Origin of the sequence: Novosphingobium panipatense (assembly GCF_900182875.1) — a bacterium.
In the GTDB taxonomy this organism is placed as follows: domain Bacteria; phylum Pseudomonadota; class Alphaproteobacteria; order Sphingomonadales; family Sphingomonadaceae; genus Novosphingobium; species Novosphingobium panipatense.
This window is the reverse complement of record NZ_FXUI01000006.1, coordinates 20773-45183: the sequence shown is the minus strand read 5'-3', so window position 1 is coordinate 45183 and position 24411 is coordinate 20773. Positions and strand designations below refer to the sequence as shown.

Below are 24411 nucleotides of genomic sequence, written 5' to 3'. Positions count from 1 at the left end.
TAAAGTCTTACTTCTCCTGCCCCGTCCGGAGCACCCGAGCCCTTCTATGGCCTAGCGGGCCGGACCGCCGAAATGGAAGCTGGCTTCCAGACCGATGGTGCGCGGGCGCAGCCTTGTCGAGGTGATATCGAAGATGTTGGGGCCAAGGGCCTGAACCTCGCGGAAGCTGGTCGCACCGTTCTCATTGGTGATGTTGTCCGCGAACAGGGCCAGGGTCACGTCCCGGAACTCAAGTCCAATGCGGGCATCCACCCGATCGATCGTATCGCCCGGCAGGAACGCGGCGTAAGACGAGTTGCGCCGCGGTGAGGTGTGCTGCCATCCCACCCGTCCGAACGCCTGAAGCGTGTCGCTGATCGCGCGGGTGTAATCGACCGAGGCATTCGCCGTAAACTTCGCCACGTCATCCACGGCAGCGCCATCAACGATGGCGGTGCCCGGTACTTCGCCAGTGTACTCGGCGTCGACGTAAGCCCCGCTCGCCGCCAGCGAGAGCCCCGGAAGGGGCTGGAGGAGCGCGCTGAGTTCCACACCCTTGGTGCGGGTGCCATTGGAGTTGATCAGCCCGTTGAACGTCGTTCCCGGGATCGGCAGACGAACCGTGACATCCTCCCAGTCACTGTAGAACACAGCTGCCTCGAGCGACAGCCTGCGCTCCCACAGCTCCGCCTTCGCCCCGACCTCGTAAGTCCAGATGGTATCGGGACGCAGCACCGACGGCAGTTCCACACCATAAAGAGGCGCGAGTGCGAGCGGTACGGTTGGCTGAAGCTGGCCGGAGCGGAAGCCCTTCGCGGCGCTGGCGTAGATCGTGGTGTTGGCTTGGGGCCGCCATGCTACGGAGAACCGCGGATTCCACGACTTGTAGGTGTCGCCCGGTTGCAGCGTAATTTCGCCCGAATTCGCTTCCTGGCCGCCCAGCCGGTCCTCGAAATACCGCAGGCCCGCTGTCAGGTCGAGCTGCGTGCCCGGGATCGTGTAGGTTGCCTCCCCGAAGACTGCGCGGGTGCGGTTGCGCAGTTCAGCGTCGTTATCGATGCCGGCCGCCGAGAACTTCACGATGTCGTTGCGCTGTGCGTTGCGCAGATACCCACCGATTGTCCACTTGAGCGGCGCGTCAGTCGTAGACGCGAGCCGCAGTTCATGAGCCTCGACGCCGATATCGATCGAGACATCGATCGTGCCCAGAGGGGAGGCACCCTGCTGGGGAACCGCGAAGTCACTGTGCGAATAGGAATAGAAGAGCTCGGCGCCCCCAACGTCGTAGCGGGCGGTTGCACCATAAAGCTCGAGGCGGCTGCGGCTTGAAGGCACGGTGCCGCGCGTCTGTTCGCCATCGTCCCGGGCGTTGAAGCCACCCGCCGGGAACTCGGACGTGGACAGCCAGTAAGTCCCGGTAATCGACAGCCGCTGCGTGGGGTCGAACCGCAGGCGGGCACGGAAAGTATCATACGTCTGGTCGTTGACGTTCGACAGGCCCGTGGAACTGTTGTCCACCCAGCCTTGATAACGCTCGTGGGTTCCTGCCACGCGGACGGCCAGTACCCCGGGCAGGATGGGAGCGTTGAAGGCGCCCTTCGCACCGGCATTGGTGCCGCCCCCGCGGGTATCCGATACCATCCCGAAGCCCTTGGCTTCCCAGTTGTCCAGATCGGCGCCCTTCGTCAGAATTCGAACCGTGCCGCCCATGGAGCCTTCGCCGAATAGCGTTCCCTGCGGACCGCGCAGCACCTCGATCCGGTCAAGGTCCCATGCCCGCACATCAGGGCTGAGGGGAACCGTGACGCCTGTGAACGGCAGGTCATCCAGGTAATACCCGTTCTCGTTGGCGCCCAACGAGCTGGATATGCCGCGGATGGTGATTTTCGAGCCGAGAGCGGAGCCGCTATCGTAGATGCCGACGCCGGGTACCTCCTGCAGCACGTCCGCAAGGTTGCGCGCGCCGCGACGTTCCAGGCGCTCGCCGCTGATGGCTGCGACGGCGATCGGCACGTCGACAGCCCGCTCTTCACGCTTCCGCGCCGTGACGATGATGTCTCCGCCCTCGAAATCAGCGCTTCCGGCGCTCTCCTGAGCGAACGCGGACGTGCTCGCCATAGCGGAGCAAAGCAGTGCAACGTGACGAGCCAACCGGGTGGGCATAAGCGACCTCATTTTGCAGGCTGCAGCTTCAGAGAACGGGCTTGCAACCTGGATATTCCTGTTTTTGCGACAAGGGCTTCAGCTTCGAGCCCCTTGCCGGTGGCGCTTTGGCGGCGAGTAGTAAATAAAGCCTGAATCCCCGGGGGGCCGACGGGCCCGCTTCGGCTAACAGCGAGTGACATGATGACGAATGGCGATGACGAGTACGTTTATGATGACGCGAGCGGCGAATGGATCACCGCAGCCGAGGCAGCACAGAAATCGACGGACGATGACCGGGTCGAAGTTCGCGACGCGGTGGGGAACCGGCTTGCCGATGGCGACAGCGTGACGCTCATCAAGGATCTGACGGTGAAGGGTGCGAACCAGACGCTGAAGCGCGGCACAGTTATCAAGTCGATCCGGCTGACTGGCGACACGCAGGAAATTGACTGCCGCTTCGAGGGTATCAAGGGACTGGTGCTACGTGCAGAGTTCGTTCGTAAACGCTGATCTACGCCATCTATAAAGATGAGGGCGCTTCCGACCAAGAAGCGTCCGCCTCCCACCGGAGCGGTGATTCAGAGGGTATACTGCCTCACAGCTGCGCTTTCGTGCACAAGTGCACGAAAATAAAGGCAAATTAGCCCCTTCAAATGTCGGGCTATTTGCCCATAATGGCGACATGCACAATTTGCCGATTCAACCCAGCCGTCGTGCGCTGATGATTTCTGGCGTCACGCTTGCAGTGGGCGCGCTTGCCCAGTCCACGAAGACCTTCACCACGCCCGCGCCGGAACGCGTGTCGATAAAGCCTCCGAAAGCACCGGCCGCGCCGCGCATTGCGCGACCGAACTCGCGTTTCGACGTGGAGCCGAAGCTCCTTGAACGCGCTCTCGCGGCGCTGAACCGGCATTCCTCCGCGATCAGGGAGCGGGATCGAATCGCCATTGTCGATTTCGACGCGCCCTCTTCCGAACCGCGCCTTCATTTCCTCGACGTGGTCAGCGGCAAGGCAACACGTATGCTCGTCGCCCATGGTTCGGGGTCTGATCCGGGGCATACCGGCTATCTGAAAACCTTCTCCAACGCGTTCGGTTCCAACGCTTCGAGTGAAGGCGCCTTCCTTACGGATGATTATTACGTCGGCAAGCACGGCCGGTCACAGCGTCTGCTTGGTCTGGACCATACCAACAACAACGCACTGGCCCGTGCGGTGGTGGTTCACAGCGCCTGGTATGCGAATGACGACATGATTTCGGCTCACGGCAAACTTGGACGCAGCCAGGGGTGTTTTGCGGTGGGCGAGGACAAGCTGGATGATGTGTTCGCTTTCCTTGGCAAGGGCCGCATGATCTACGCAGATCGCATGGGAGCAGCCTGAGCCGGACGTCTGCGCCGGTTTCGTGTGCAACCCTGCGCGTCCACCTCCGTTGTAATACGGGTCTTTCAAGGAGATCCGCGTGCGCAGTGGTGCAATTGCTTGTTCGTTGCTGACTTTGGCCTTCGCCCTCAGCGGATGCGATGCCTTCACGGGAGACCGTGAGAGCGCTGCAGCGGTGGCGAGTATAGACCAGGTCGACTGGTCCAGCGACACGGCCGGCCAGCTACGCTCCGCCATCGACGGCCGCGTAGCCCACGGCCTGGACGCGATGAACTTCACAGTCGAAGGCGATCCTGCAAATCAGGACGGCGATCAGGCGCTGACACGCAGCGCTCTGCGATACGCCGCCGCACTGGCCACCGGCGCCAGCGATCCGTCCAAGCTGCACGAAGTCTACACGATCGCGCGGCCGAAGCCTGATCTGGAGCGAGGATTGGCGCAGGCCGTTGCCGACGGCAAGGTGAAGGACTGGCTCGATTCTCTGGCCCCGCAGGACGATGGCTACCGCAGTCTGTCCAAGGCGTACACGGAACTGCGTCGGCAGCGGAACGGTCCTTCCCCCGTGATTCCGGACAAGGGTGAAGCCATCGACCCTGGCGCTACGGATAAGCGCATTCCGGTGATCGCGCGCCAACTGGTGGCCTCCGATTACCTGGCTCCGGAAGCCGCGCAGGGCGATCGTTACACACCCGCGATGGTACAGGCTGTCCGGCGCATGCAGGCGGATTACGGCATCAAGCCCGATGGCGTGATCGGCAGCGATGCGCTGGGCATCCTGAACCTTTCGGACGACGACAGGGCGCGCGAGATGGCCGTCGCGATGGAGCGGATGCGCTGGCTGGAACGGCAGCCAGCGGCAACGCGGATAGATGTGAACATCGCTTCAGGCCGGTTGAGCTACTGGCGCGACGGCAAACTTGCCGACACGCGCAAGGCCATTGTGGGTGAACCCGACCATGAGACGCCCCAGCTTGGATCGCCGATTTACCGGCTTGTCGCGAATCCCACCTGGACTGTCCCTCGTTCCATCCAGAAGAACGAGATCGAGGGTAAGGGAGCGGGCTATCTGCGGCAGAACAACATGGCCTGGGAGGACGGCTGGATCGTTCAGCAGCCCGGGCCCAAGAACTCGCTCGGCCTGGTCAAGTTCGACATGAAGAATGATCACCAGATCTACCTTCACGACACGCCTGCCAAGCAATTGTTCAACGAGGTTCAGAGACAGCGCAGCCATGGCTGCGTGCGTGTGGAAGACGCCCTCGGCTTTGCCGAGATGCTCGCCCGTGACGAGGGTGTGCTTGAGGAATGGCAGCGGGCACGTGCAACAGGCAAGGAAACCTTCGTCCCCCTGCCCCGCGAGATACCGGTGCGGCTGATCTATCAGACGGTGCTGTTTGGGGAGGACGGAGCCCCGATCATCCGATCGGACCCCTATAGCTGGAATGACAAGGTCGCCACGGCACTGGGCTTCGCGTCTCACCAAGGGTACCGCGTCCGCACGGCAAACGGAGACGTCGGCCCTTAAAAAGCCACGTTGGTCCGATTGGCGGGAGATCGTCCGAACTCCCGCCAAGTTGCGATTTTCCGGGGGGCTGCTGGAACCTCTGGCATACCGATGCCTTGCGCCTCCATGGACACACCACTTGATTGCCTCATCATCGGCGCGGGGCCTGCGGGCCTGACCGCCGCGATTTACCTGTCGCGCTTTCACCTTCGGACGGGGCTGGTAGACGCGGGCAAGAGCCGGGCTGCCCTTATCCCGTGCACCCGCAATCACCCCGGCTATCCCGGTGGGATCTCTGGCAAAGACCTGCTGGCGCGGATGCGCGAACAGGCAGCCGAGTTCGGCGCTCATGTGACAGACGCGCTTATCGAAACACTTGAGCGCAATGACGACACCTTCATCGCGCGCGGCGAGGGGCTGGAAGTCGCTGCTCGTACGGTGCTTCTTGCGACCGGCGTCGTCAACAAGCGCCCACCGATCGCACCCGAAGTCCATGACGCGGCGCTCGCTCGTGGGCTCTTGCGCTACTGCCCCATCTGCGACGGTTTCGAGGTGACTGACAAGCGTGTTGGCGTCATCGGCAGCGGCACTCACGGCTTCAAGGAGGCGCTTTTCCTGCGGATGTACACGCACAGCGTCACCCTCATCGCGCCGGATGCGAAGCATGATCTGAGCGAACTTGAACGGGAACAGGTCAGCAGGGTCGGTATACGGCTTATCGATGGGCCCTGTGCGCCCCTGCGTCTTGCCGGAGAGGAAATGCTTGTTCCCACCCCAGCCGGCGACCTCGCATTCGATTCCGTCTACCCGGCGCTTGGGTCGATCATTCGGTCCGAGCTGGCCCTGATGCTTGGCGCAGAAGCGACGGACGACGGCTGCCTGGTGGTCGATGATCATCAGCGCACGTCCATACCGGGGCTCTACGCTGCAGGAGACGTCGTCAAAGGGCTGGATCAGATCAGCCACGCAATGGGGGAAGGCGGAGTAGCCGCAACGACTATCCGCAATGATCTGGCCGAAACCGGGACATTGCTTCGATAAGCATCCCCCGCCTACGCCAACGGGTTCACGTTAGCGCCAGAAGAACTGTCGCGAACAACAGAAACGCCACACAACTCATTCCGCACAACGTGCCGAATGGACAAGCGTGAATGCTTGGATCGTACCTCTCCATACACCCTATCTCCGGATGCGTTTTATTATGATTCGGAGCGTACGCTTCATCGCATCCGCTCGCAAGCCGTGGCAGCGATGCCGCAGAAACAATCGTGCCGGATGCGAAGGGAACCGAAAGGGATCTCCGGCTTTGTCATGGATTGGTGGAAACTGGGGGGGTGTGCTTGCGCGATATAATGATCTTGACGCTTTATTTGCTTGACGTAATGGGCAGCCTCGATGGCTGATGAACGCACTCCCCCTCAACCCGACGATGAACCTCGCGATGAAGCCGCCAACGAAGGCTCCCGCCGGCCGGGTCTGAGCAGACGGACAAAGGGCATCCTGCTGATTGCGGCAGCTGTCGTCCTGCTTGCCGTCGCCATCTGGGTCGTCCGGTACAAGACCTATGGCCAGTACTTCGAAGAAACGGACGACGCGCAGATCCGCGCAGATGCTGTCACGATCGCGCCCAAGGTTAGTGGGTACGTGACCGCAGTGCTCGTGGGAGACGACCAGGATGTCGTCGCCGGACAGCAACTCGTCTGGATTGATCCGGGTAACTACGACGCCCAGGTAGCCCAGGCCCGCGCTCAGATCGCGCAGGCTTCCGCGGGAGCGGAGAACGCGCGCGCGGCCATATCCGAGCAGGAAGCGGCCATCGAGCAAGCGGAGGCCCAGCTCGAGGCTGCGAGGGACAAGGCCGCGCACGACGCCGCCGAAGTGGCACGCTACGCGCCGCTGGCGGCGAGCGGAGCCGAAACCCGGCAGCAACTCGCGCAGCTGCGGCTCGCCGCGGATCAGTCCGCGCAGCAGGTCCGCCAGCAAGCGGCCGCACTTGAAATGCAGCGCCGCCGGGTCTCCGGCATGCGCGCACAGGTCCGACAGGCGGAGGCGCAGGGCGAAGGAGCACGAGCCCAGCTGCAGGCGGCGGGGATCGATCTTTCCTCCACCCGCATGGCCTCCCCGACCGACGGCCGCATCGGTGACCGCACGGTTCGGGTCGGCCAGTTTGTGCAGGCTGGCACCCGGCTCATGACGGTGGTTCCGCTGGACAAGCTCTATGTGGTCGCCAACTTCAAGGAGACCCAGCTGGCACGCATGCGCCCGGGCCAGCCCGCCAAGATCGCCGTGGATGCTCTGGAGGGTACCGAAATTCGTGGCCGCGTGATCAGCGTCTCGCCCGGAACAGGCGCGCAGTTCTCCATCCTGCCGCCGCAGAACGCCACCGGCAATTTCACCAAGATCGTGCAACGCGTACCGGTTCGGCTCGCGATCGAGGCACCGGCCTCGGCGCGCAAGGTTCTGGTCCCGGGTCTCTCCGTAAGGGTCACCGTGGACACCCGGGGCGGAAAGGGAGAAATAGACCGCATCCAGAAGGACCAGGAGCAGCTCGAAAACAAGGCGAATTGACATGGCGTCGTCCGCCGCCACCGCTGCCAACGCCGCGCAGACTCGACCGGCCAATGCGGACCTGAGTGCCTGGCTTGCGGTCGCGGCAGGAACCCTGGGCGCGCTGATGGCGACGCTCGATATCTCGATCGTCAACTCCGCCTTGCCGACCATTCAGGGCGAAATCGGCGCGTCAGGCACGGAAGGCGCCTGGGTGGCGACCTCGTACCTCGTGGCTGAGATCATCATCATCCCGCTTTCGGCCTGGCTTGAACGCGTCCTTGGATTGCGCACGTTCCTGCTGATCTCGGTGACCCTGTTCACCGGCTTCTCCATACTTTGCGGATTTGCCAACTCGCTCACGGTCATGATCATCGGACGAGTCGGCCAGGGAATCACCGGCGGCGCCATGATCCCGACCGCGCAGACGATCATCGCGCAAAGGCTTCCCCGGCATCAGCAATCGGTGGGCACGGCCGCCTTTGGCGTGGTGGCGATTCTGGGGCCGCTCGTGGGGCCCCTGGTCGGTGGCTGGCTGGCAGAGAACGTGAGTTGGCATTACGCCTTCTTTCTGAACGTTCCCCTCTCGATCATCCTCATCGTCCTTCTGCTCGTGGGTCTGCCGCACCAGCCATCCAGGCTGCATCTGTTTCGCGAGGCCGACTGGATCGGCATCATCGGGTTGGCGCTCGGCATGGGTGGCCTGACTGTCTTCCTCGAAGAAGGTGCTCGGGAGGAGTGGTTTGCGTCCGGTCTCATCCAGCAGATGGCGATCCTGACGGTCGTCGGCTTCGTGATGCTGTTCTACGGTCAGTTCACCGCCAAACGGCCCGTGATTAAGCTCTCGCTGCTGCTCGACCGGCAGTTCGGGTCAGTGGCGCTGATGGGTGTTGCACTTGGCGTCGTGCTTTACGGCACATCCTATGCCATCCCGCAGTTCCTTGCGGCCATCGCCGGGTACAACTCCCTGCAGTCGGGCCAAGTCGTGCTTCTTTCGGGCATTCCCAGCATCCTTCTGATGCCCTTCGTGCCCCTGTTGATCCGCTATGTCGACATCCGCATCGCGGTGGCGCTTGGAATGGGAATCATGGGCATTTCCGCCTATCTGGAAACCTCCCTGACCGCAGCCTCCGTCGGCAGCGACTTCACCGAATCCCAGCTCATGCGCGGCGTGGGACAGATCCTGGGGATGCTGTTCCTGAGCCAGGCCGTCGTCCAGTCTGTCCCTCCCGAAGACGCTGGCGATGCCTCCGGCCTGTTCAACGCCATGCGTAACCTGGGCGGCAGCTTCGCGCTAGCGGGCATATCGATCCTTCAGCAGGACCGGCTATGGCTACACTCCCGGCGGATCGAGGAGAGCCTCAACGCCAACTCCGCCGATGTACAGAATTACCTTTCCGGCCTGAGCAACGCGGTCGGCGGTGAGGCAGCGGGCCTGAGGCTTCTCGGCCAGCAAATACAGCAACAGGCGCTTGTCATGACCTACAACGACATCTTCTTCGCAATGAGCCTGGTGACGCTGGCGGTGGTTCCGCTGGTGCTGTTCCTGCGCCCCCTGCCGCGCAACGCTTCGCTGGCGGGGATGCATTGATGCGCCGCGCAACGATCCTCCTTCTCTCTGCCAGCGTTGCCGCGTGCAGCACAGGCCCCGACTATGCCGGCCCTCCGGAAGTCGGCAGCACCGCCATCGCGCGCGGCACTTTCGTGCGCGCGGGCGACCCAGCCCTCAACACGGGCGCCGCCGTGGCGCGGTGGTGGGAAACGCTCGGCGATCCTGTGCTTACCGGCCTCGTCGATGATGCGCTGAGCCAGAGCCCCGACATCTCCATAGCCCAGGCCCGCATCCGGGAGGCGCGCGCGAAGCTTCAGCAAGGACGCGCCCAACTGCTGCCCACGCTGGCCGGAACGGGGATGTTCGTACATGCGCGCCTTCCTGGCACCGGTCTGGGCTCGCTCACCGGTGGAACGGGCGGCGAAGGGCAGGATGGCGGCGCGCAACAGGACGAGCCTTCGGATGGCTCGTCCCTCAACTTCTACAACATCGGCGCCAATGTTTCGTGGGAGCCGGATCTGTTCGGCGGTCGCCGTCGCGAGGTGGAAGCTGCGCAAGCAAACCTTGATCAAAGGTTCGCGGAGCTTGCCGATGCGCAGGTCTCGCTGAGCGCTCAAGTCGCGCAGTCCTACGTCAATCTCCGGGACGTGGAAGAGCGCGCGCGGCTTAACGCCCGGTCGAGCGAGTTGCAGCGCAGATCGCTCGAGCTCATGCGGCAGCGCCTCGCGGCAGGAACCGCCTCCCGCCTTCAGGTGCAGCGTCTGGAGACGGAGCTGGCCTCGACAGACGCTCAGAATATCCCTCTGGACGCGCAGATCGCACTATACAGGGACGCACTGGCCGTTCTCACCGGTCGCACCCCGGGCGAACTGGACGCGCAGCTTGCGGGTGTGGCGCCGGTGCCGCTTCCCCCCGCCGCTGTGCCAATCGGCGATCCTGCGACCCTGCTATCACGGCGGCCCGATGTCCGCACCGGGGAGCGCGCGCTTGCTGCCGGGACCGCACAAATCGGCGCCGCCAAAGCGCGTGCCCTTCCCGGTATCAAGTTCTCCGGCATTCTGGGGCTTGGTGGAACGGAACCGGGCGATGTGCTCGACCCCGGGAATCTGGCGGCGCTGCTGATGCCGCAGCTCAGTTTTCCTGTTATCGACTTCGGCCGCAGCCGGGGAGCCGTGCAGGAAGCGGAGGCGCAAAGGGACGCCGCTGAAGGTCAGTACCGCAAGGCGGTGCTCTCGGCGCTTCAGGACGCTGAAGACAGCCTTGCCCGCTTTGGCGCCACACGGCAACAGCTCGCCCAGCTCATTCAAGCGGAACGCAGCGCTGCCGGCGCGGCACGGCTCAACCGCCAGCGGTTCGAAGCTGGAACCAGCACTCTGATTGACCAGCTGGACATAGAACGCCAGCAACTCTCATCGTCTATCGCGGTAGCGCAGGCGAAAGCGCAACTCACGATCGACTACATCGCAATTCAGAAAGCCCTCGGCCTTGGCTGGAGCGAGCCGGCGGAGCCCGCCACGCGCTAGTCCGAGCGTGGTCGGGCTAGGCCGATGACGCGGATGATCGCGCCCAGCGCTCTCGTTCGCCGGTTTTCATGCCCACCAATGCCGTCGGGCGGTGCCGTGCTGACCGCGCCAAGCTTGTAGCCTGTATCAGAGCGGTGCCGGGCGGCGTTTGCCTTGCTACGGCGCCCTTGAGAGCGCATAATGGTGGAATGGCGCGCAAGGAAACATGTGGCCTGTTGGCGGCAGCAACAGCACTGACTTTCGTCTGTGCCGCTCCTTTGGCTGCTCAGGCTCCTGCGGTTATCAAGGCAGCGCCGGGCAAGACCACCAAACCACACCCGAAGCCACGCTGGCGCGCCTTTGCCGTTCCGGGACAGGGCACAGTTTACGTCGTGCCGGTACAGCCGAAAGACACCCGCTCACCTAAAGAGCGATGCCAGGAAGAGGAAATCGCGCGCGAAGGTGGCTCCCCATCTGTGCTCGCGCAGGGCGCTATCGACCTGAAGTGCAGCCAAAGCTGATCGCGCAGTTCGGCGCAGATATTTCGAATAACTTCCGCAAGCCTTGATCATCTCTCTGCGGCCGCTGCCGCAGGGCGCAATGGCGTGCCAATCTCCCTACGATTACTCTCCGCAACGCGAATATGTCCCAGCGATACAACACACTTCCATACGACTGGGCATGATATTGCGAGTGACTCGCTTTAGCATCAAGTCTAATGCGCTCTTCGAATCAGGGAGCGACAGAGTGAAGGGCAGTCTTTTGAATACCGCAGGCGCCGTGGTAGCGGCGATCTTGGGCATGAGCCCGGCACAGGTTCTGGCGGGGGATGCCGAGGATGCGCCCCGCTCCGGGGACATTGTTGTGCTGGGCAAGAGCTATGGCGTCGATGTGGGCAAGACAGTTACCCCGCTCAAGGATATCCCGAACACCATCACACTGATCGATCGCGAGCAGATTGAGGCGCAAAACCTGTTTACCCTGGAAGATGCGCTGACGGCCACGCCGGGCATCACCGTTACCGGCGTCGGAAGCGAGGATCCTTCCTACATGTCGCGCGGCTTCGCGATCTCCAACTACCTGGTGGACGGCACCCCGACACTTTCGTTCGGGTTCCCTGCCGTCGTCCCGGATCTGTTCTTCTACGAGCGGCTCGAAGTGCTGCGCGGCCCGGCCGGCCTGTTCAGCGGTTCGGGAAACCCGGCGGGCAGCATCAACCTGGTGCGCAAGCGCCCGCTCGACGAGTTCAAGGCACAGGTCGCCCTCGGCTACGGCAGCTACCAGAACTTCCGCGGCGAGGTCGATGTGTCCGCCCCGCTTGCGCCCGGCGTCGCCCTGCGCGCTGGCGCCATGGTTCAGGACCAGGACCAGTTCTTCGACGTAGGGCACCGCAACCGACTGGCGGTATTCGGCGTCGGCAAGATCGACATCGGCGAGCGCACGACGTTCACCGTGGGTGCGAGCTACGACCGCTTCAAGCCGGCGGTCCAGTCCGGCCTCCCTGGCATCGCCGGCGGCTGGGACGGCAGCGACGGCCAACTGCTCGACATTTCGCGCTCCACCTACCTCGGCGCCGACTGGAACCGGTTCCGCTCCGATATCTGGTCGGTCTTCGCCGACCTGACGCACCGGATCAGCGAGCGTTGGACGATCCGGGCAAGTGGCCTCTACAGCGACGTAGAGCGCGTCGACATCTACAGCTACATCGGAAACCAGCCGGTCACCGCGACCAACGGCGTCACCAATCAAATCGCCTATCGCGGCGACAGCTTCATGAAGACGCGTTCGTTCGATTTCAACGCCCTTGGCACCTTCCCGGCATTTGGCCGCGATCAGACACTGATCCTGGGCGTCGATTATCAGGCCAGTTCATATCAGTCCTACTACACGCGCCTGTCCAACTACGCGAAGATCGACGTGTACGATCCTGTTTCGCCACTGGAGCCTCCGCTCAACCCGTATGGCCCCTCTGCCCCCCACCCGGTGCAAGGCGGCACCCCCGGACAGACAGCGACGCAGAACTACGGGGCATCGGACACCCGGATCGAGCAATATGGCGCCTACGGCCAATTGCGCTTCAGCCCGATGGACGGCCTCACCGCGACCGGCGGCGGGCGTCTCACCTGGTGGGAAACGACGACGCAGGCGCTGCTGCCTGCGCCCGGCCCGAAAGGGGGCTACACCGTCGAAGGCCGGTTCACACCGTATGCGGGACTTGTGTGGGACGTGACCGGCGACTGGAACGTCTACGGCTCCTACGCGGACAGCTTCACGCCGCAGGCCGCTCCCGCCGGCCGCTCTCGCCCCGACGGAAAGGACATCGAGCCGCTGGTAGGCGCGCAGTACGAGGTCGGTACCAAGCTCTCCCTCATGGACGACAGGCTGCTGCTGTCCGGCGCTGCCTACCAGATCGAGCAGACCAACCGCCTCTTCAACGATCCGGATGACGCCACTGTGGTGCTCCAGGTCGGCAAGGTGCGCGCGCGCGGCGTCGAGGCCGAGGCGGCCGGCGAGATCCTGCCGGGCTGGCGCATCAACGGTGGGTACAGCTACACCCGAACCAAATACATCGAAGACGCCAATGCGCAGTACGAGGGCCTGCCGTTGGTACCGATCATTCCGAAGCACTCGATCAAGCTGTTCACTAACTACAAGCAGCAGAGCGGCTCTCTTGCCGGGCTGAGCCTGGGCGGAGGCCTGACCTGGTTCAGTTCGACGTACGGCGGCGTGCCCGCTGTCCGCAACGCCGCCGGTGTCGTCACCACCCGCTCCACGATCGTGAGACAGGGCAGCTACGCCGTCGTCGACCTGCGCGCCGGATATGAAATCGACGAGCGCATCTCGCTTTCGGTGAATGTCAACAACCTGCTCGACAAGAGCTACTATGCGCGCATCTCTTCGACCGGCCGCGGCAACTACTACGGCACCCCGCGAACCGTGTTCGCGACGCTGCGGTTCACGTACCCGTGACCGGCCGCGGGAGCAGTTCCGGCGGCGGCGCGGCCTGGCGGCGGCGCGGCGATATGGCGCTGCGCATCATCGCCGCCGTGCCACTCGGCTATGCGGTTGCCAGTCTCTGGGCGATGGCGCTTGCCAGACTGCTCCCCGGCGACCGCGCCGAGGCGACGGCAGCGGCCACCCTCGTCTCCTTCGCGCTGTGCGCCGGCGCCGCTATGTGGGCGTTCGCCGCGCGCAGCGGCTGGCGTGCGGTGTGGACGCTCGCCCTCTGCGGCCTGCTGGCCGGCGGGGCGACCTGGCTTTCGATCATGAGTTCGGGGCGACTATGAGCAAGAGCTTCCGCCAATCGCAATCGTTCCTTCACACCTGGTCGGGGCTGCTGCTCGGCTGGGTGCTGTTTGTCGTGTTCGTTGCCGGAACGGTGGCGTTCTGGCGTGAGGGACTGAACCGCTGGATGCGGCCCGAACTGGACCGGATCGAGCAACCCTACGCGGTGCTGGCGGGGGCGCAGCGGTTCCTTGAAGGCAAGGCACCCGATGCGAAAAGCTGGTACATCACCATGCCCAGCGAACGCACGCCGGGCGCGCAGGTCTACTGGCAACCCCAACCCGAGCCGGGCAAGGAGCGTGGCCGACGCGGCCGGCGGGAGAACCAGGCGCTGATCGGTGCGGATGGTCTACCCGCCGCTTCGCGCGAGACGCGGGGCGGCGAGTTCTTCTACCGCTTCCATTTCGACCTGCACTACATGCCGGTGATATGGGCGCGCTGGCTTGTTGGCGTGGCCGCGCTTGCCATGCTTGTTGCGATCCTGACCGGGATCGTGACGCACAAGAAGATCTTCAAGGACTTCTTCACGCTGCGCCGGCACAAGGGGCAACGGTCGTGGCTGGACGGGCATAACGCCACGGCGGTGCTGGCCCTGCCCTTTCACCTGATGATCACCTACACCGGCCTCGTCACGCTGATGGCGATGCTGATGCCCTGGACGGTCATTGCCAATTACGCCGACAGCCAGACGTTCTACGATCGCCTGTTCCCCACCATGGCGCAGACGCCCCGCAGCGGGACCCCGGTGCATCTGACGAACATCGCACGCGTCGCGCGCGATGCCGAAAGGCGGTTCGGCGGCCCTGTCGGGTATCTGACCATCACCGAGCCGGGCGATGCAACCGCCACCATCACAGTGACCCGGGCACCATCCTCGATGCTGTCTTCCCGCACTCCCTCTCTGACCTACCGCGGCGTGGACGGCTCCCTCGCCTGGCAGTCTCCACCCCCGGGCGGTGCCAACGTAACGGCAGGGGCGATGATCGGTCTGCACGCGGCGCGGTTCGCGGACTACGGCGTGCGCTGGCTCTACTTCCTTTCCGGCGTGGCTGGCTCCCTGATGGTAGCCAGCGGGCTGGTGCTGTGGACTGTCAAACGGCGTGAGAAGCTGCCTGATCCGCAGCGCCCGCACATTGGCTTCCGGATTGTCGCCTGGCTCAACGTGGCCGTCGTAGCCGGCTTTCCGCTGGGTATGGCGGCCATGCTTTGGGCGAACCGCCTGCTTCCCACCGCCATACCGCACCGCGCCGAATGGGAGGTCCATGCGCTGTTCCTCGCGTGGGCGGGAGCGCTGGCAATGGCGACGGTGCTGCGGGAAAAGAAGGCCTGGAGCCTGCTGCTCGGTTCGACCGGGGCACTTCTGGCGGCGCTTCCCGTCTACAACGCCTTCGCCACTTCACGCGGTCTGCCGGTCACCCTCGCGGGCGGCGACTTCATGCTGGCGGGGATCGACGTTGCGCTGATCGTCATGGGCGGCGCCTTTCTTGGGACGGCCTGGCGCGTCCATTGCTACAGCCCTGCCGCCAGAAGGGTGCGGCAGCCCCGTCCGGCCACGGTCCCCGAACCGGTCGTCATGCCCAACCCACCGGTGCTGGAGCCTGCCGAATGACGGCGCTTTGCCTTCTCCTTGCGGTCGTCGCCTTCGTCCTGTTCGGGCTGGCGACGGATCACCATCACCAGCAGCGCCTTGGCCAGCGCCTGACGCGGGGCCGCAAGCGCCACCTGCGCCGGCTGGCCTGGGTCGGCGTAGGGGCCTGCCTCGCCGCTGCCTTCGCCGCGCAAGGCCCAGTCTACGGCGCGGTCGCGGGGCTGGGCGCTCTCAGCTTCGGCGCAGGCGCCGTATTCCTGTTCCTCAACCTGGCGCCCGCAGGTGGGCCCGACACCAAAGGGAAACCGAAATGAAGTTCAGGTATCTCACTCCATTCGTGCTCGCATGCATGGCTGCAGGAGCGCAGGCCCACGAAGTCTGGATCGAGCGCGACGGCACCGGTCCTGCCCGCATCTACCTAGGTGAACCGGCCGAGGTTCTGCCCGCGAACGGCGATCCCGAGTTCCACCACCTGAAAGCACCCAAGGTCCTTGGCGCCGGGACGGTCGCACCGGTACGCAAGGCGGGCTATCTCGAGGTGGCGGTTCCCGCCGGGGATGTACGCGCGCAGGACGACAGCGTGTTCGCGCCTTGGGGTGCGGATGGTCGCAAGGAGGCGGTCGCCTACTTCGCCCGCGCCGGTCGCGCCGAGTCCGCCGCCCGGATGCCGTTCGAGATCACGCCCGTCGCCGCCAACGGTGACCGTTTCGCGCTCGTGCGTGATGGCAAGCCGGTCGCCGGAGCCGAAGTGACTGTCATCGCGCCGGACAAGTGGACCAAAACAGCCATCACCGACAGCGAAGGCCGTTTCACTGCCCCCTCGAAGGGCAAAGGGCGCTACATCCTGACCGCCACGCAAAAGGACGAGGGCGGCGCACAGACCAGCCAGGGACAAGTCGCAGTGCTCCATCGTATCGCGACCACCACCTTCGTGATCGACTAAGTTCTCGGGAAACGGGTGCAGCAGGAATCCGACAACGCGGCCGGTAAACGACGCTGACTGCGATGGGCGCCAGCCCGTCATGCTGCACCACCTGCCGGATCGCTTCACCTGCCGGCAAACCCGCGAGGCAGGCGAACGCGGGCGGGTAAGCGGGCTTGCATGGGGCTTGCTGGCGCTGCATGGAGCACGGATGCGCATTGCTCTTTTTGAACCGGAAATCGCTGGAAACGTGGGCGCCGTTCTTCGCCTGGGGGCGTGCCTTGGCGCAGCGATCGACCTGATCGAGCCGATGGGGTTCACGTGGGACGACCGGCGCGTGCGAAGAGCGGCGATGGACTACATCGACCATGTGACCTTTGTCCGACATTCTGATTTCGATGCTTTCCGATCGGCTATCGGGCCGAGCAGACTTGTGCTGTTCACCACGAAGGCGCGGCAGTCCGCCTACGAATTCGAATTCCGGCCGGACGACGTTCTCCTTTTTGGGAAGGAGAGTGCCGGTGTGCCTGCATACGTCGCCGAGGCGTGCACGGCGGGCGTGCGCCTCCCCATGCGACCCGGCGTCCGCTCGATGAATCTGGCGATGTCGGCCGCGGTGTCGCTCGGTGAAGCGCTGCGGCAAACAGCGTCCCTGCCCGAACACATCGAATAGCCGCCGCTCAGAGTCCGATGGGCGCGCCAGAACCAGGGCGGCGCAGGAAAAAGCCACGCACGGCATGTCGGCGCGACGATCACCTCTGGCAAGAGGGAGGTGCTGGGAGCCGAGTGCGCTACCTCGGGCTACTGTTGTGCCGGAAGAGTCGCCTGCCCAGGCACGGATCAGATTGCCCCGGTGTCCTTGAGAGCACGGATTTCATCGTCGGACATGCCAAGAAGGTTCCCATAGACGTCGGCGTTGTCCTGCCCGATTTCCAGCGGCGCCCGACGGCGGACGGCTGAAGGCGTGTCCGACAGCTTGGGAAACGCGTTCTGCATCTTGAACTTGCCCCATTCCGGATGCTCGACGTCGATGAGGGCTTCGCGTGCTGCGAAATGCGGGTCTGCAAGCATCTCCGGCGCACGGTAAATCTTGCCCGCAGGTATCGAGAACGCGATCATCGTGGCTTCGAGTTCATCAATGGTCAGTGTCCGGGTCCATTCGGCAATAATCCCGTCCAGCTCGCGCAGGTTTTCACCGCGCGCGACGTGGGTGGCATAGCGGGGATTGTCAGCCAGCTCAGGTCGGCCCATCGCCTGGCAGAGGCGGCGGAATACGCCATCTTGATTGGCGCCGATCAGATACTCCCCGTCGCTGGTGGGATAGACGTTGGACGGAGCGATGCCTTCGAGAATTGAACCCGACCTTCTGCGGATGTGGTCCGATACCATGAACTCAGGCACAAGGCTTTCCATCACCTGCAACACCGCCTCATAAAGCGCGCTGTCGACGACCTGGCCTTTACCGGTGCGCTCCCGCGCATGAAGGGCCGCAAGCGCGCCCATGCAGCCATAGGTGGCGGCCAGACTGTCGCCGATGGACACGCCCATGCGGCTTGGCGGACGATCAGGGTCGCCGACGATGTAGCGCCACCCGCCCATGGCCTCACCGATGCCACCGAACCCCGCGCGCGAGGAATAGGGCCCGCTCTGGCCGTATCCGGACACACGCACGATGATGAGGCGCGGATTGATCTTGTGAAGGACGTCCGGACCCAGGCCCCACTTTTCCATCGTTCCCGGTTTGAAGTTCTCGATCAGGATGTCGGCATGCGCGGCAAGCCTGCGAACGATCTCCTGTCCTTCAGGCACACGCAGGTTCGCGCTGACGGATTTCTTGTTGCGGGCCACCACTTCCCACCACAGCTTGGCATCGCCGTGACCCCAGTGACGCATCGGATCGCCGCCGCCTTTGCCATTGAGGTGAGGCGGCTCGATCTTGATGACGTCTGCGCCCATGTCGCCCAGCAGCTGCCCGCAGAACGGGCCGGCGATAAGCTGACCAAGCTCGACGACGCGGACATCCTTCAGGGCGCCATTGTTCGTCATGTCCATGCTGTTCACGCCTCCTGCTTTTGTGTGGGCGGAAAAATGCCGGCGCGGCTAACCAGCGCCGGAAGGGGTTTGTTCATGGTCGCCTCGAGCCATTGCGCCTGTTCGATCGTGCGCGACAGGTCGTATCCCGTTGCAATCCCCGACCGCGCCAGCATGTAAAGAAGATCTTCGGTGGCGATGTTGCCCGTCGCATTCGGAGCGAAGGGACAGCCCCCGATGCCGCCGAGAGCGGCATCCAGTGTCCGCGCCCCGGCCTCGACAGCGGCCCAGGCGTTGGCGATCCCCGTGTTGCGGGTGTTGTGAAGGTGTACGCGGACGGGAATCGCACCGATGACGGCACGCACCCTGCGAACAAGGCGTGATACCTGCGCGGGCACGGCCACTCCGATGGTATCGGCTAACGCGATCTCGCGCGGCGAAGCCTCGCAAAGGCGAGCCGCCATGGCCACCACTCGCTCCTCCGGAACCTCCCCTTCGAAGGGGCACCCGAACGCGGCTGCGATCGTAACCTGCGCGCTCCTTCCAGCACCGATCGCGGCACGAACGATCTGACCTGCGACGGTGACCGAGCCCTCGCATGTCTGGCCCTGGTTGCGCATCGCGAAGCTGTCGGTCGCAACGCAGACGGCGCCAGCTTCATCGATGCCCGCTGCCAGCGCCCGTTCCAGACCGCGCATGTTCATGACCAGCCCGATGTAGGTCACATCCGCACGCCGGGGGAGCAGGCCCAGGAGTTCGTCCGTACCGGCCATCTGCGGCACCTTGCGAGGATTGACAAAGCTGCCGACTTCGAGGCGCCGCGCACCGCAATCGATCAATCGCGTCACAAGTTCAGCCTTCTGCTCCAGGGACAGCAGAATCTTTTCGTTCTGGAGTCCGTCCCGCGGGGCGACCTCGACAATTTCAATCGCGGTGTCCGGCATCACTTTTCTCCGGGAAGACGTGACCTGATGCTATTGCGCGCCGAGGATCGGGACACGGCTTGCCGCCAGCTCCGCCTCAGCGACCTGACCTCTGCATTTAGTATACAGAAGATCGTGGGTCAATCAGTATTGCAAGGCATACCAAACGTCGCCCAACCATTTTGCGTACAAAGATACTGCTAATGGAGGGCGCGGCCACCCTCTGCCGACCTATCAGGCGCGGCATAACAGCCAGGGAGGCTACCCCTGAACACAGAGTATCAATATGCGGTAGAACTGCGATCAGAGCGCGGCACTAAGGCCGCATGTGGGCCCAGCTTTCAGCGAAGGCGCGGGCGTTGCGGCCGATCTCGTCCGCAGTCGCTCCCGCCTTGTAAAGTGCCGAACCCAGCCCGAAGCCGTCCGCCCCGGCATCCAGCCATGGCTGCATATTGGCGGGGGTGATCCCCCCGACGACAAGCAGAGGCACATCCTTCGGCAACACGGCCCGCTGCGCCTTCACAACAGCCGGAGTGGCGGCTTCGGCCGGGAACAGCTTGAGGCCGTTGGCCCCGGCCGCAAGTGCCGCGAAGCCTTCGCTCGGTGTAAAGAACCCTGGCAGGGACACGAGTCCACGGCTGACGCTTTCCCGGATGACCGTGCCGTCGGTATTGGGCGAGACGATCATGCGTCCACCTGCGTCATGAACGCGCCTAAGATCATCGACCGTCAGGACCGTTCCGGCACCGACAAGTGCGTGATCGCCAACCCGCCGCGCCAGCCTTTCGATGCTGTGCAGAGGCTCCGGTGAGTTGAGCGGCACTTCGATGAGCCGGAAACCGGCTTCCACCAAGGCATCGGCGGCGGCTTCGATCTCATCCGGACGGATGCCGCGGAGGATGGCGACCAGCGGGAGTTGCGCGAGTGCGGCGGAAAGGTCGATCATGATAGTGCATCCCAGATGCGGGTGATACCGGCGATGAAAGCGGTTTCGCTGTCGACAGGGATGCAGGTGGCATCCGCCATGGCGATTGCGATTGCGTAGAGCCGCGCCAGGCGACCTTCTGCAAGCAAGTACACCGTCTGCCCCGATTTCAGGCGTGCCCGGCAATCCGTTCCGATCAGGAGACCGCTGACGTAGGCCGCTGCCGTGCCCGCCGCCCTCCTACCAAGAACAGAGCCAGCGCGGACGGCGAAAAGGGAGGACAGCAAGTCTGCGCGCGTACTGTCTTCCACGCCGCGGCGAAACTCAGCGTCAGCCTTTCCCTCTCCCTGCATTTCGCTGCCGATGAGAGAATGGTCCTTCAGCAGGGCGAACATTTCGCCCGTCATGGCGGTGGTGAAATCCGCCAGCTTGCCGTCATGCATGATGGCCCACTTGGCATGGGTGCCGGGCTGGCAAAGCAGCGCATCCGGCGGCGCCAGACCCTCCGCGACTGCGCCAAGGAACTGAACCTCTTCTCCCCGCATGACGTCCGGACGATCCGCAAGGTCACGGCAGACCCCCGGCACGATGAACACATTTTCACACGGCGAGACGAGCCCTGCCGCCAGATCCGCCGCTGATGCCGGGGCGGGAACGTAGCGGGCATCCACCCAGCCCCGGTTCGACCCGACCATCCCCGCCAGCAGCATCGGCAACGGCCCCAGCTCTGCCCGGAGCGCTTCAATTTTCGCGGGAAACGCGTCGCCGGAGACGGACAGAACGCCGAGACTGTCGCGGACGGCGGCCGTCGCCCGCCCATGCTCCACCCGATAGGCACGCCGATTGGTGGTGCCCCAGTCGACCGCTATGAACGCGGCTCCGCTCATGATGGCAGCTCCGGCCGATCGCAGGCGCCGGACCCGACGGCCATAAGTTCGCCGGCGAGAGTCCCGGACGCGCGAGACCGGACAGCGCCCGTGACCCCGGCCACGGCCGAGACTGTGGCAGGGCTGACACTTCGCGCAAAGGCGCTGTCGATCGTCGCGCGTTCCATCGTATTTCTCAAGTCTCATGCCGGGCCGCACCGGCACCCTTCGGTCCGCTTCGTAGGATCATGCCCGCGAAGGCGCAAGCGCCAGGCGGCCGACCCGGCGATGCAGGCAGGCTCTCACCGGGCCCCGACATGTCCGCCAGTCGACCACTGTCCGCCGACAGCTCGCGAGAACCTCGCGAGCCGTGGATGATTTCGCGTCACAAGCAGGGGAAACTCATGAATGAACACCCTTCCTCGGCGCTCATACGCGCGACGATCTTCGTACGTGATCTGGAAAAGGCTACGCAGTTCTATAGCGCCATAGGCCTGACAGAGACGTACTTCGAGGGGCAACTGGATCACCCCTCGGCCACGTCTATCCTGGGCTTCAACGACCCGCGCCCGTTCGAGATACGGATACTGAAGCGACCGGGTCCGAACTACGGAATGGTAGGCCTGTTCAAGCTTGCCAAAGGAACGACGAGCGAAGTGATCCCCGATGCCAGCGGGCCGGCGCGGATCGGTGAGGTGGCGCTCGTCTTCTACGTGCGCGACATGGGCCGAACGATGGACACATTGCGCAGGCTCGGTGCCACCTGGATGCCCGATCCGCAGGTCTTCGCGATGGAGCACCGTGCACAACTGGAAGTGTGCATCCGCGACTGTGACGGTGTGCTCATCAATCTTGTCGAGACGGATCCCGCGCAACAGGAACGGGACCGGCCGGAACTGGACTACGCCTGAAGCCTGCCGGACTCCGCCCCGGCGCGTGTGCGTTGAAGCCCGCTTGCAGTTGCTTGTCGGCCAATGGCCCAGCGACACCTAGGCGGCAAGAGCATCCTCTGCCGATATCGAAGCGCTACCGCCCTCGCGTGCCGCGAACCAGGAAATCGTGTCACGGACCGTATGGCTCAATGGGCGCGGGTGCCAGTTCAGTTCCCGCCGGGCCTTTCCGCTATCCAGTTCCTTGAATACATCGGACAGATACATCGCATCGGTGCTGACGATGTAATCCTTGCGGCGCAGAAGCTTCAGGATGCCCTCGATTACAAGGGCCAGGCCATAGCCGACCTTGTACGGCACTATGCGAGGGGGCTTGTTGCCTAGATACCCGGCCGCCATGGCGTAGAAGGCACGGTTGCGAACATATTCGTTCGCTATGATATACCGTTCGCCCGCCCGCCCGAACTTCTCTGCAAGGAGCGCAGCCTTCGCAGCATCGCGGATGTCCACCGTAGGCTGCCCGACATCGAAGCCGATCGGCGTCTTTCCACTGGCCACCTGCCAAAGCGCATGGTTGTGCGGCGTTGGTTGATAGTCGTCCGGGCCGTAGGTGTTCGCAATGCAGAGCGCGACACCGGGTAAGCCCCTGTCCCTGCAGAACTCCAGAAACCGGTTCTCCGCATCGAGTCGAGCGCGGATGTATGTCGGGGCGCGCTCCATCCAGTTGAACGGTATGTCTTCCGTCACGGGACCATTCGCGTTTATGCCCAACGTTCCCATTGTGCTCGTGAAGATGAAGCGCCGGACGTCGGCCTTCAGCGCGACCTCCATGGCATTGACCAGACCATCGACGTTGTTGCGGTAGATCGGTGCGGGATCGGTGAGCCAGAACCGGGGATCGACAACGCTGTAGAAAACGGTTCCGCAACCCTCCATGGCCCTTTCAAGGGAAGCGGGGTCAAGCACGTCTCCGAAGACGATCTCTACGGGTAGCCCTTTCAGCGCGTCGCGCTTGCTGCTCTGGCGCAACATGACGCGGACCTTGCGCCCTTCGGCAACGAGCTGGCGAACGATATGGCTACCCACGAACCCGCTACCGCCGGTAACGAGAGTGGTGAGGTCTTCACTATAGCTCATATTCGTCCTCGATCCGCCGCGTGCGGTATGGCCTGCTGCGTGAGACGGTAGGGCGAATGCACGTCGGCTCCAACAGGACCCGGCTTCATTTCGCCCCTGCGTTCATTGGTTCGGGACGATTGACCTCTGGTCCGGGGCCGTGATCAGGCCACGTTGCCCATCAGTGCGATGGCCTGGTCTTTGGTGATTACTTCGGCGTATTTCTTGGAGAGGTCGAAGAGGTTTGCCTGGTGTGGGCGTTCGTCGCGCTCGCCGCAGGCGTCTGCGACCACGAGGGGGACGAAGCCGTTCTGCAGGGCGTCGAGGGCGGAGGCTCTGACGCAGCCCGAGGTGGAAAAGCCGGTGATGAAGAGGGTGTCGACGCCCATGCTGGTCAGCGTCGCGGCCAGCGAAGTGCCGAAGAACGCGGAGGCGTACTGCCCGGCGCGGTGCCGACCGAGATGCTCATGGGCAACATGACGGGAGAAGATACCGAGCGGGCGTTCCTCGCACGGATGGAAGCCTACAGCCCGCTCGGTCGCCTCGCCAGTCCCGAGGACATCGCGCGCGCCGTGCTGTTTCTTGCCGATCCTGCCAACGCAGCGATCAGCGGAATCTATGTTCCTGTTGACGGCGGCAACATGCCGGGCGCTTGAGCGCAGGTTTCCAGTGCCTGACGCGGCTGATTTCCGGCGGGAGAGCCGCCCGTCATGTGCAGGATAGCTCCGGCCTCGCGTACCTGCCGCTTCACAGCAGCAATGGCTGGCCCTGTTCCATCGAGAGCAGCCATATCTTCGCTTCAATGCCGCCGGCAAAGCCTGTCAGGTTGCCGCTCTTCCCGATCACGCGGTGACAAGGTGCGATGATGGAGATCGGGTTCCTGCCGTTGGCAGCGCCGACGGCCCGACTGGCGCCCGGACGGCCGAGCGCCTGAGCGATCGCGCCATAGCTTCGCGTCTCCCCGAAGGGGATGCCCAGGAGCGCATGCCAGACGCTGCGCTGGAAGTCGGTGCCTTGGAAATCCAGCAGAAGATCGAACGTGCGGCGCTCGCCTGCGAAATACTCGCGCAACTGAGCCTCCGCCGCGGTCAAGACCGGATGATCTTCGTCTTTTATCACGCACGGCAACGGCACCCGGCCGGACCTGTCGTGTTCCCAGAGCACAGCCTGAAGCCCGGCGTCACTTGCAAGGAGCGTGAGTGCGCCGACAGGCGATGATATTGTCCGACGGGACGAGACCCTTTCCATTGCCCGC

At 64.0% G+C, this 24411-nt stretch carries 24 protein-coding genes; 16 read left to right on the top strand and 8 right to left on the bottom strand.

What is annotated here, in order from left to right:
- Nucleotides 1–51: 51 nt before the first annotated feature.
- Nucleotides 52–2097, bottom strand: coding sequence for a TonB-dependent receptor (locus QOL62_RS11135; protein WP_283406276.1), 2046 nt, complete (start codon nucleotides 2095–2097; stop codon nucleotides 52–54).
- 228 nt (nucleotides 2098–2325) lie between these two features.
- On the opposite strand from QOL62_RS11135, the gene QOL62_RS11130 reads away from it, so the two are divergent.
- The 14 genes from QOL62_RS11130 (at nucleotide 2326) to QOL62_RS11065 (ending at nucleotide 17078) form a co-directional block, all read left to right on the top strand.
- Nucleotides 2326–2634 carry an alkylphosphonate utilization protein gene (locus tag QOL62_RS11130; RefSeq protein ID WP_283406426.1) on the top strand — a complete coding sequence of 103 codons (309 nt, stop codon included), beginning with the start codon at nucleotides 2326–2328 and terminating at the stop codon, nucleotides 2632–2634.
- 172 nt (nucleotides 2635–2806) lie between these two features.
- Nucleotides 2807–3505 carry a murein L,D-transpeptidase catalytic domain family protein gene (locus QOL62_RS11125; RefSeq protein ID WP_379511726.1) on the top strand — a complete coding sequence of 233 codons (699 nt, stop codon included), beginning with the start codon at nucleotides 2807–2809 and terminating at the stop codon, nucleotides 3503–3505.
- A gap of 79 nt (nucleotides 3506–3584) precedes the next feature.
- The gene (locus QOL62_RS11120) at nucleotides 3585–5030 is read left to right on the top strand and encodes a L,D-transpeptidase family protein (protein WP_103730804.1); all 1446 of its coding nucleotides are present in this window, start codon (nucleotides 3585–3587) and stop codon (nucleotides 5028–5030) included.
- Between the two features lie 105 nt (nucleotides 5031–5135).
- Nucleotides 5136–6050 carry an NAD(P)/FAD-dependent oxidoreductase gene (locus QOL62_RS11115; protein ID WP_283406275.1) on the top strand — a complete coding sequence of 305 codons (915 nt, stop codon included), beginning with the start codon at nucleotides 5136–5138 and terminating at the stop codon, nucleotides 6048–6050.
- A 354-nt stretch (nucleotides 6051–6404) separates the two neighbouring features.
- The gene (locus tag QOL62_RS11110) at nucleotides 6405–7577 is read left to right on the top strand and encodes an HlyD family secretion protein (protein WP_103730802.1); all 1173 of its coding nucleotides are present in this window, start codon (nucleotides 6405–6407) and stop codon (nucleotides 7575–7577) included.
- Nucleotide 7578: 1 nt separating this feature from the next.
- On the top strand, nucleotides 7579–9147 hold the full coding sequence (locus tag QOL62_RS11105) for an MDR family MFS transporter (RefSeq protein WP_283406274.1): 1569 nt from the start codon (nucleotides 7579–7581) through the stop codon (nucleotides 9145–9147).
- Nucleotides 9147–10631, top strand: coding sequence for an efflux transporter outer membrane subunit (locus tag QOL62_RS11100; protein ID WP_283406273.1), 1485 nt, complete (start codon nucleotides 9147–9149; stop codon nucleotides 10629–10631). The genes QOL62_RS11105 and QOL62_RS11100 overlap by 1 nt, the downstream gene beginning before the upstream one ends.
- Before the next feature lie 188 nt (nucleotides 10632–10819).
- Complete coding sequence (locus tag QOL62_RS11095; protein WP_103730799.1) at nucleotides 10820–11131, top strand: hypothetical protein; 312 nt, start codon at nucleotides 10820–10822, stop codon at nucleotides 11129–11131.
- 226 nt (nucleotides 11132–11357) lie between these two features.
- Nucleotides 11358–13580 carry a TonB-dependent siderophore receptor gene (locus tag QOL62_RS11090; RefSeq protein ID WP_283406272.1) on the top strand — a complete coding sequence of 741 codons (2223 nt, stop codon included), beginning with the start codon at nucleotides 11358–11360 and terminating at the stop codon, nucleotides 13578–13580.
- A 53-nt stretch (nucleotides 13581–13633) separates the two neighbouring features.
- Nucleotides 13634–13897 (top strand): hypothetical protein, encoded by a 264-nt coding sequence (locus tag QOL62_RS11085; protein WP_103730798.1) that lies wholly within the window; start codon nucleotides 13634–13636, stop codon nucleotides 13895–13897.
- Nucleotides 13894–15504: a PepSY-associated TM helix domain-containing protein gene (locus QOL62_RS11080; RefSeq protein ID WP_283406271.1), complete on the top strand. Its 1611-nt coding sequence runs from the start codon at nucleotides 13894–13896 to the stop codon at nucleotides 15502–15504. Before QOL62_RS11085 ends, QOL62_RS11080 begins: the two co-directional genes overlap by 4 nt.
- Nucleotides 15501–15797, top strand: a complete 297-nt coding sequence (locus tag QOL62_RS11075) for a DUF3325 domain-containing protein (RefSeq protein ID WP_283406270.1) — start codon at nucleotides 15501–15503, stop codon at nucleotides 15795–15797. Before QOL62_RS11080 ends, QOL62_RS11075 begins: the two co-directional genes overlap by 4 nt.
- A complete protein-coding gene (locus QOL62_RS11070; protein WP_283406269.1) occupies nucleotides 15794–16426 on the top strand; it encodes a carboxypeptidase regulatory-like domain-containing protein in 633 nt (210 codons plus the stop codon). The genes QOL62_RS11075 and QOL62_RS11070 overlap by 4 nt, the downstream gene beginning before the upstream one ends.
- 190 nt (nucleotides 16427–16616) lie before the next feature.
- Nucleotides 16617–17078, top strand: coding sequence for a tRNA (cytidine(34)-2'-O)-methyltransferase (locus QOL62_RS11065; RefSeq protein ID WP_283406424.1), 462 nt, complete (start codon nucleotides 16617–16619; stop codon nucleotides 17076–17078).
- A 167-nt stretch (nucleotides 17079–17245) separates the two neighbouring features.
- On the opposite strand, the gene QOL62_RS11060 is transcribed toward QOL62_RS11065, so the two are convergent.
- From QOL62_RS11060 to QOL62_RS11045, 4 genes are all read right to left on the bottom strand, one after another.
- A complete protein-coding gene (locus QOL62_RS11060) occupies nucleotides 17246–18457 on the bottom strand; it encodes a CaiB/BaiF CoA transferase family protein (RefSeq protein WP_283406268.1) in 1212 nt (403 codons plus the stop codon).
- 5 nt (nucleotides 18458–18462) lie between these two features.
- Nucleotides 18463–19380, bottom strand: coding sequence for a hydroxymethylglutaryl-CoA lyase (locus QOL62_RS11055; protein ID WP_283406267.1), 918 nt, complete (start codon nucleotides 19378–19380; stop codon nucleotides 18463–18465).
- A gap of 295 nt (nucleotides 19381–19675) precedes the next feature.
- Entirely contained in the window at nucleotides 19676–20305 is a 630-nt protein-coding gene (locus QOL62_RS11050; RefSeq protein ID WP_103729985.1) for a 2-dehydro-3-deoxy-6-phosphogalactonate aldolase, read from the bottom strand.
- Nucleotides 20302–21171, bottom strand: a complete 870-nt coding sequence (locus QOL62_RS11045) for a 2-dehydro-3-deoxygalactonokinase (protein ID WP_283406266.1) — start codon at nucleotides 21169–21171, stop codon at nucleotides 20302–20304. The genes QOL62_RS11050 and QOL62_RS11045 overlap by 4 nt, the downstream gene beginning before the upstream one ends.
- Before the next feature lie 383 nt (nucleotides 21172–21554).
- Here QOL62_RS11045 and QOL62_RS11040 point away from each other — a divergent pair, with 383 nt between their 5' ends.
- Entirely contained in the window at nucleotides 21555–22061 is a 507-nt protein-coding gene (locus tag QOL62_RS11040) for a VOC family protein (protein WP_283406265.1), read from the top strand.
- Nucleotides 22062–22139: 78 nt separating this feature from the next.
- Here QOL62_RS11040 and QOL62_RS11035 read toward each other — a convergent pair whose 3' ends face one another.
- Complete coding sequence (locus QOL62_RS11035; protein WP_283406264.1) at nucleotides 22140–23177, bottom strand: NAD-dependent epimerase/dehydratase family protein; 1038 nt, start codon at nucleotides 23175–23177, stop codon at nucleotides 22140–22142.
- Nucleotides 23178–23320: 143 nt separating this feature from the next.
- Nucleotides 23321–23647, bottom strand: a complete 327-nt coding sequence (locus QOL62_RS11030; RefSeq protein WP_283406423.1) for an isochorismatase family protein — start codon at nucleotides 23645–23647, stop codon at nucleotides 23321–23323.
- Here QOL62_RS11030 and QOL62_RS11025 point away from each other — a divergent pair.
- Nucleotides 23606–23812: an SDR family oxidoreductase gene (locus QOL62_RS11025; protein WP_283406422.1), complete on the top strand. Its 207-nt coding sequence runs from the start codon at nucleotides 23606–23608 to the stop codon at nucleotides 23810–23812. The two genes, QOL62_RS11030 and QOL62_RS11025, sit on opposite strands and share 42 nt — an antisense overlap.
- Before the next feature lie 91 nt (nucleotides 23813–23903).
- On the opposite strand, the gene QOL62_RS11020 is transcribed toward QOL62_RS11025, so the two are convergent.
- Nucleotides 23904–24404, bottom strand: a complete 501-nt coding sequence (locus QOL62_RS11020) for a methylated-DNA--[protein]-cysteine S-methyltransferase (RefSeq protein ID WP_103729470.1) — start codon at nucleotides 24402–24404, stop codon at nucleotides 23904–23906.
- Nucleotides 24405–24411 lie beyond the last annotated feature (7 nt).

Coding starts and splice junctions, on each gene's coding strand:
- QOL62_RS11115 (WP_283406275.1), top strand. CDS start 5,136: ATGGACACACCACTTGATTGCCTCATCATCGGCGCGGGGCCTGCGGGC.
- QOL62_RS11095 (WP_103730799.1), top strand. CDS start 10,820: ATGGCGCGCAAGGAAACATGTGGCCTGTTGGCGGCAGCAACAGCACTG.
- QOL62_RS11045 (WP_283406266.1), bottom strand. CDS start 21,171: ATGAGCGGAGCCGCGTTCATAGCGGTCGACTGGGGCACCACCAATCGG.
- QOL62_RS11075 (WP_283406270.1), top strand. CDS start 15,501: ATGACGGCGCTTTGCCTTCTCCTTGCGGTCGTCGCCTTCGTCCTGTTC.
- QOL62_RS11055 (WP_283406267.1), bottom strand. CDS start 19,380: ATGCCGGACACCGCGATTGAAATTGTCGAGGTCGCCCCGCGGGACGGA.
- QOL62_RS11080 (WP_283406271.1), top strand. CDS start 13,894: ATGAGCAAGAGCTTCCGCCAATCGCAATCGTTCCTTCACACCTGGTCG.
- QOL62_RS11085 (WP_103730798.1), top strand. CDS start 13,634: ATGGCGCTGCGCATCATCGCCGCCGTGCCACTCGGCTATGCGGTTGCC.
- QOL62_RS11040 (WP_283406265.1), top strand. CDS start 21,555: ATGAATGAACACCCTTCCTCGGCGCTCATACGCGCGACGATCTTCGTA.
- QOL62_RS11105 (WP_283406274.1), top strand. CDS start 7,579: ATGGCGTCGTCCGCCGCCACCGCTGCCAACGCCGCGCAGACTCGACCG.
- QOL62_RS11125 (WP_379511726.1), top strand. CDS start 2,807: ATGCACAATTTGCCGATTCAACCCAGCCGTCGTGCGCTGATGATTTCT.
- QOL62_RS11035 (WP_283406264.1), bottom strand. CDS start 23,177: ATGAGCTATAGTGAAGACCTCACCACTCTCGTTACCGGCGGTAGCGGG.
- QOL62_RS11070 (WP_283406269.1), top strand. CDS start 15,794: ATGAAGTTCAGGTATCTCACTCCATTCGTGCTCGCATGCATGGCTGCA.
- QOL62_RS11050 (WP_103729985.1), bottom strand. CDS start 20,305: ATGATCGACCTTTCCGCCGCACTCGCGCAACTCCCGCTGGTCGCCATC.
- QOL62_RS11110 (WP_103730802.1), top strand. CDS start 6,405: ATGGCTGATGAACGCACTCCCCCTCAACCCGACGATGAACCTCGCGAT.
- QOL62_RS11020 (WP_103729470.1), bottom strand. CDS start 24,404: ATGGAAAGGGTCTCGTCCCGTCGGACAATATCATCGCCTGTCGGCGCA.
- QOL62_RS11060 (WP_283406268.1), bottom strand. CDS start 18,457: ATGGACATGACGAACAATGGCGCCCTGAAGGATGTCCGCGTCGTCGAG.
- QOL62_RS11065 (WP_283406424.1), top strand. CDS start 16,617: ATGCGCATTGCTCTTTTTGAACCGGAAATCGCTGGAAACGTGGGCGCC.
- QOL62_RS11130 (WP_283406426.1), top strand. CDS start 2,326: ATGACGAATGGCGATGACGAGTACGTTTATGATGACGCGAGCGGCGAA.
- QOL62_RS11135 (WP_283406276.1), bottom strand. CDS start 2,097: ATGGCGAGCACGTCCGCGTTCGCTCAGGAGAGCGCCGGAAGCGCTGAT.
- QOL62_RS11100 (WP_283406273.1), top strand. CDS start 9,147: ATGCGCCGCGCAACGATCCTCCTTCTCTCTGCCAGCGTTGCCGCGTGC.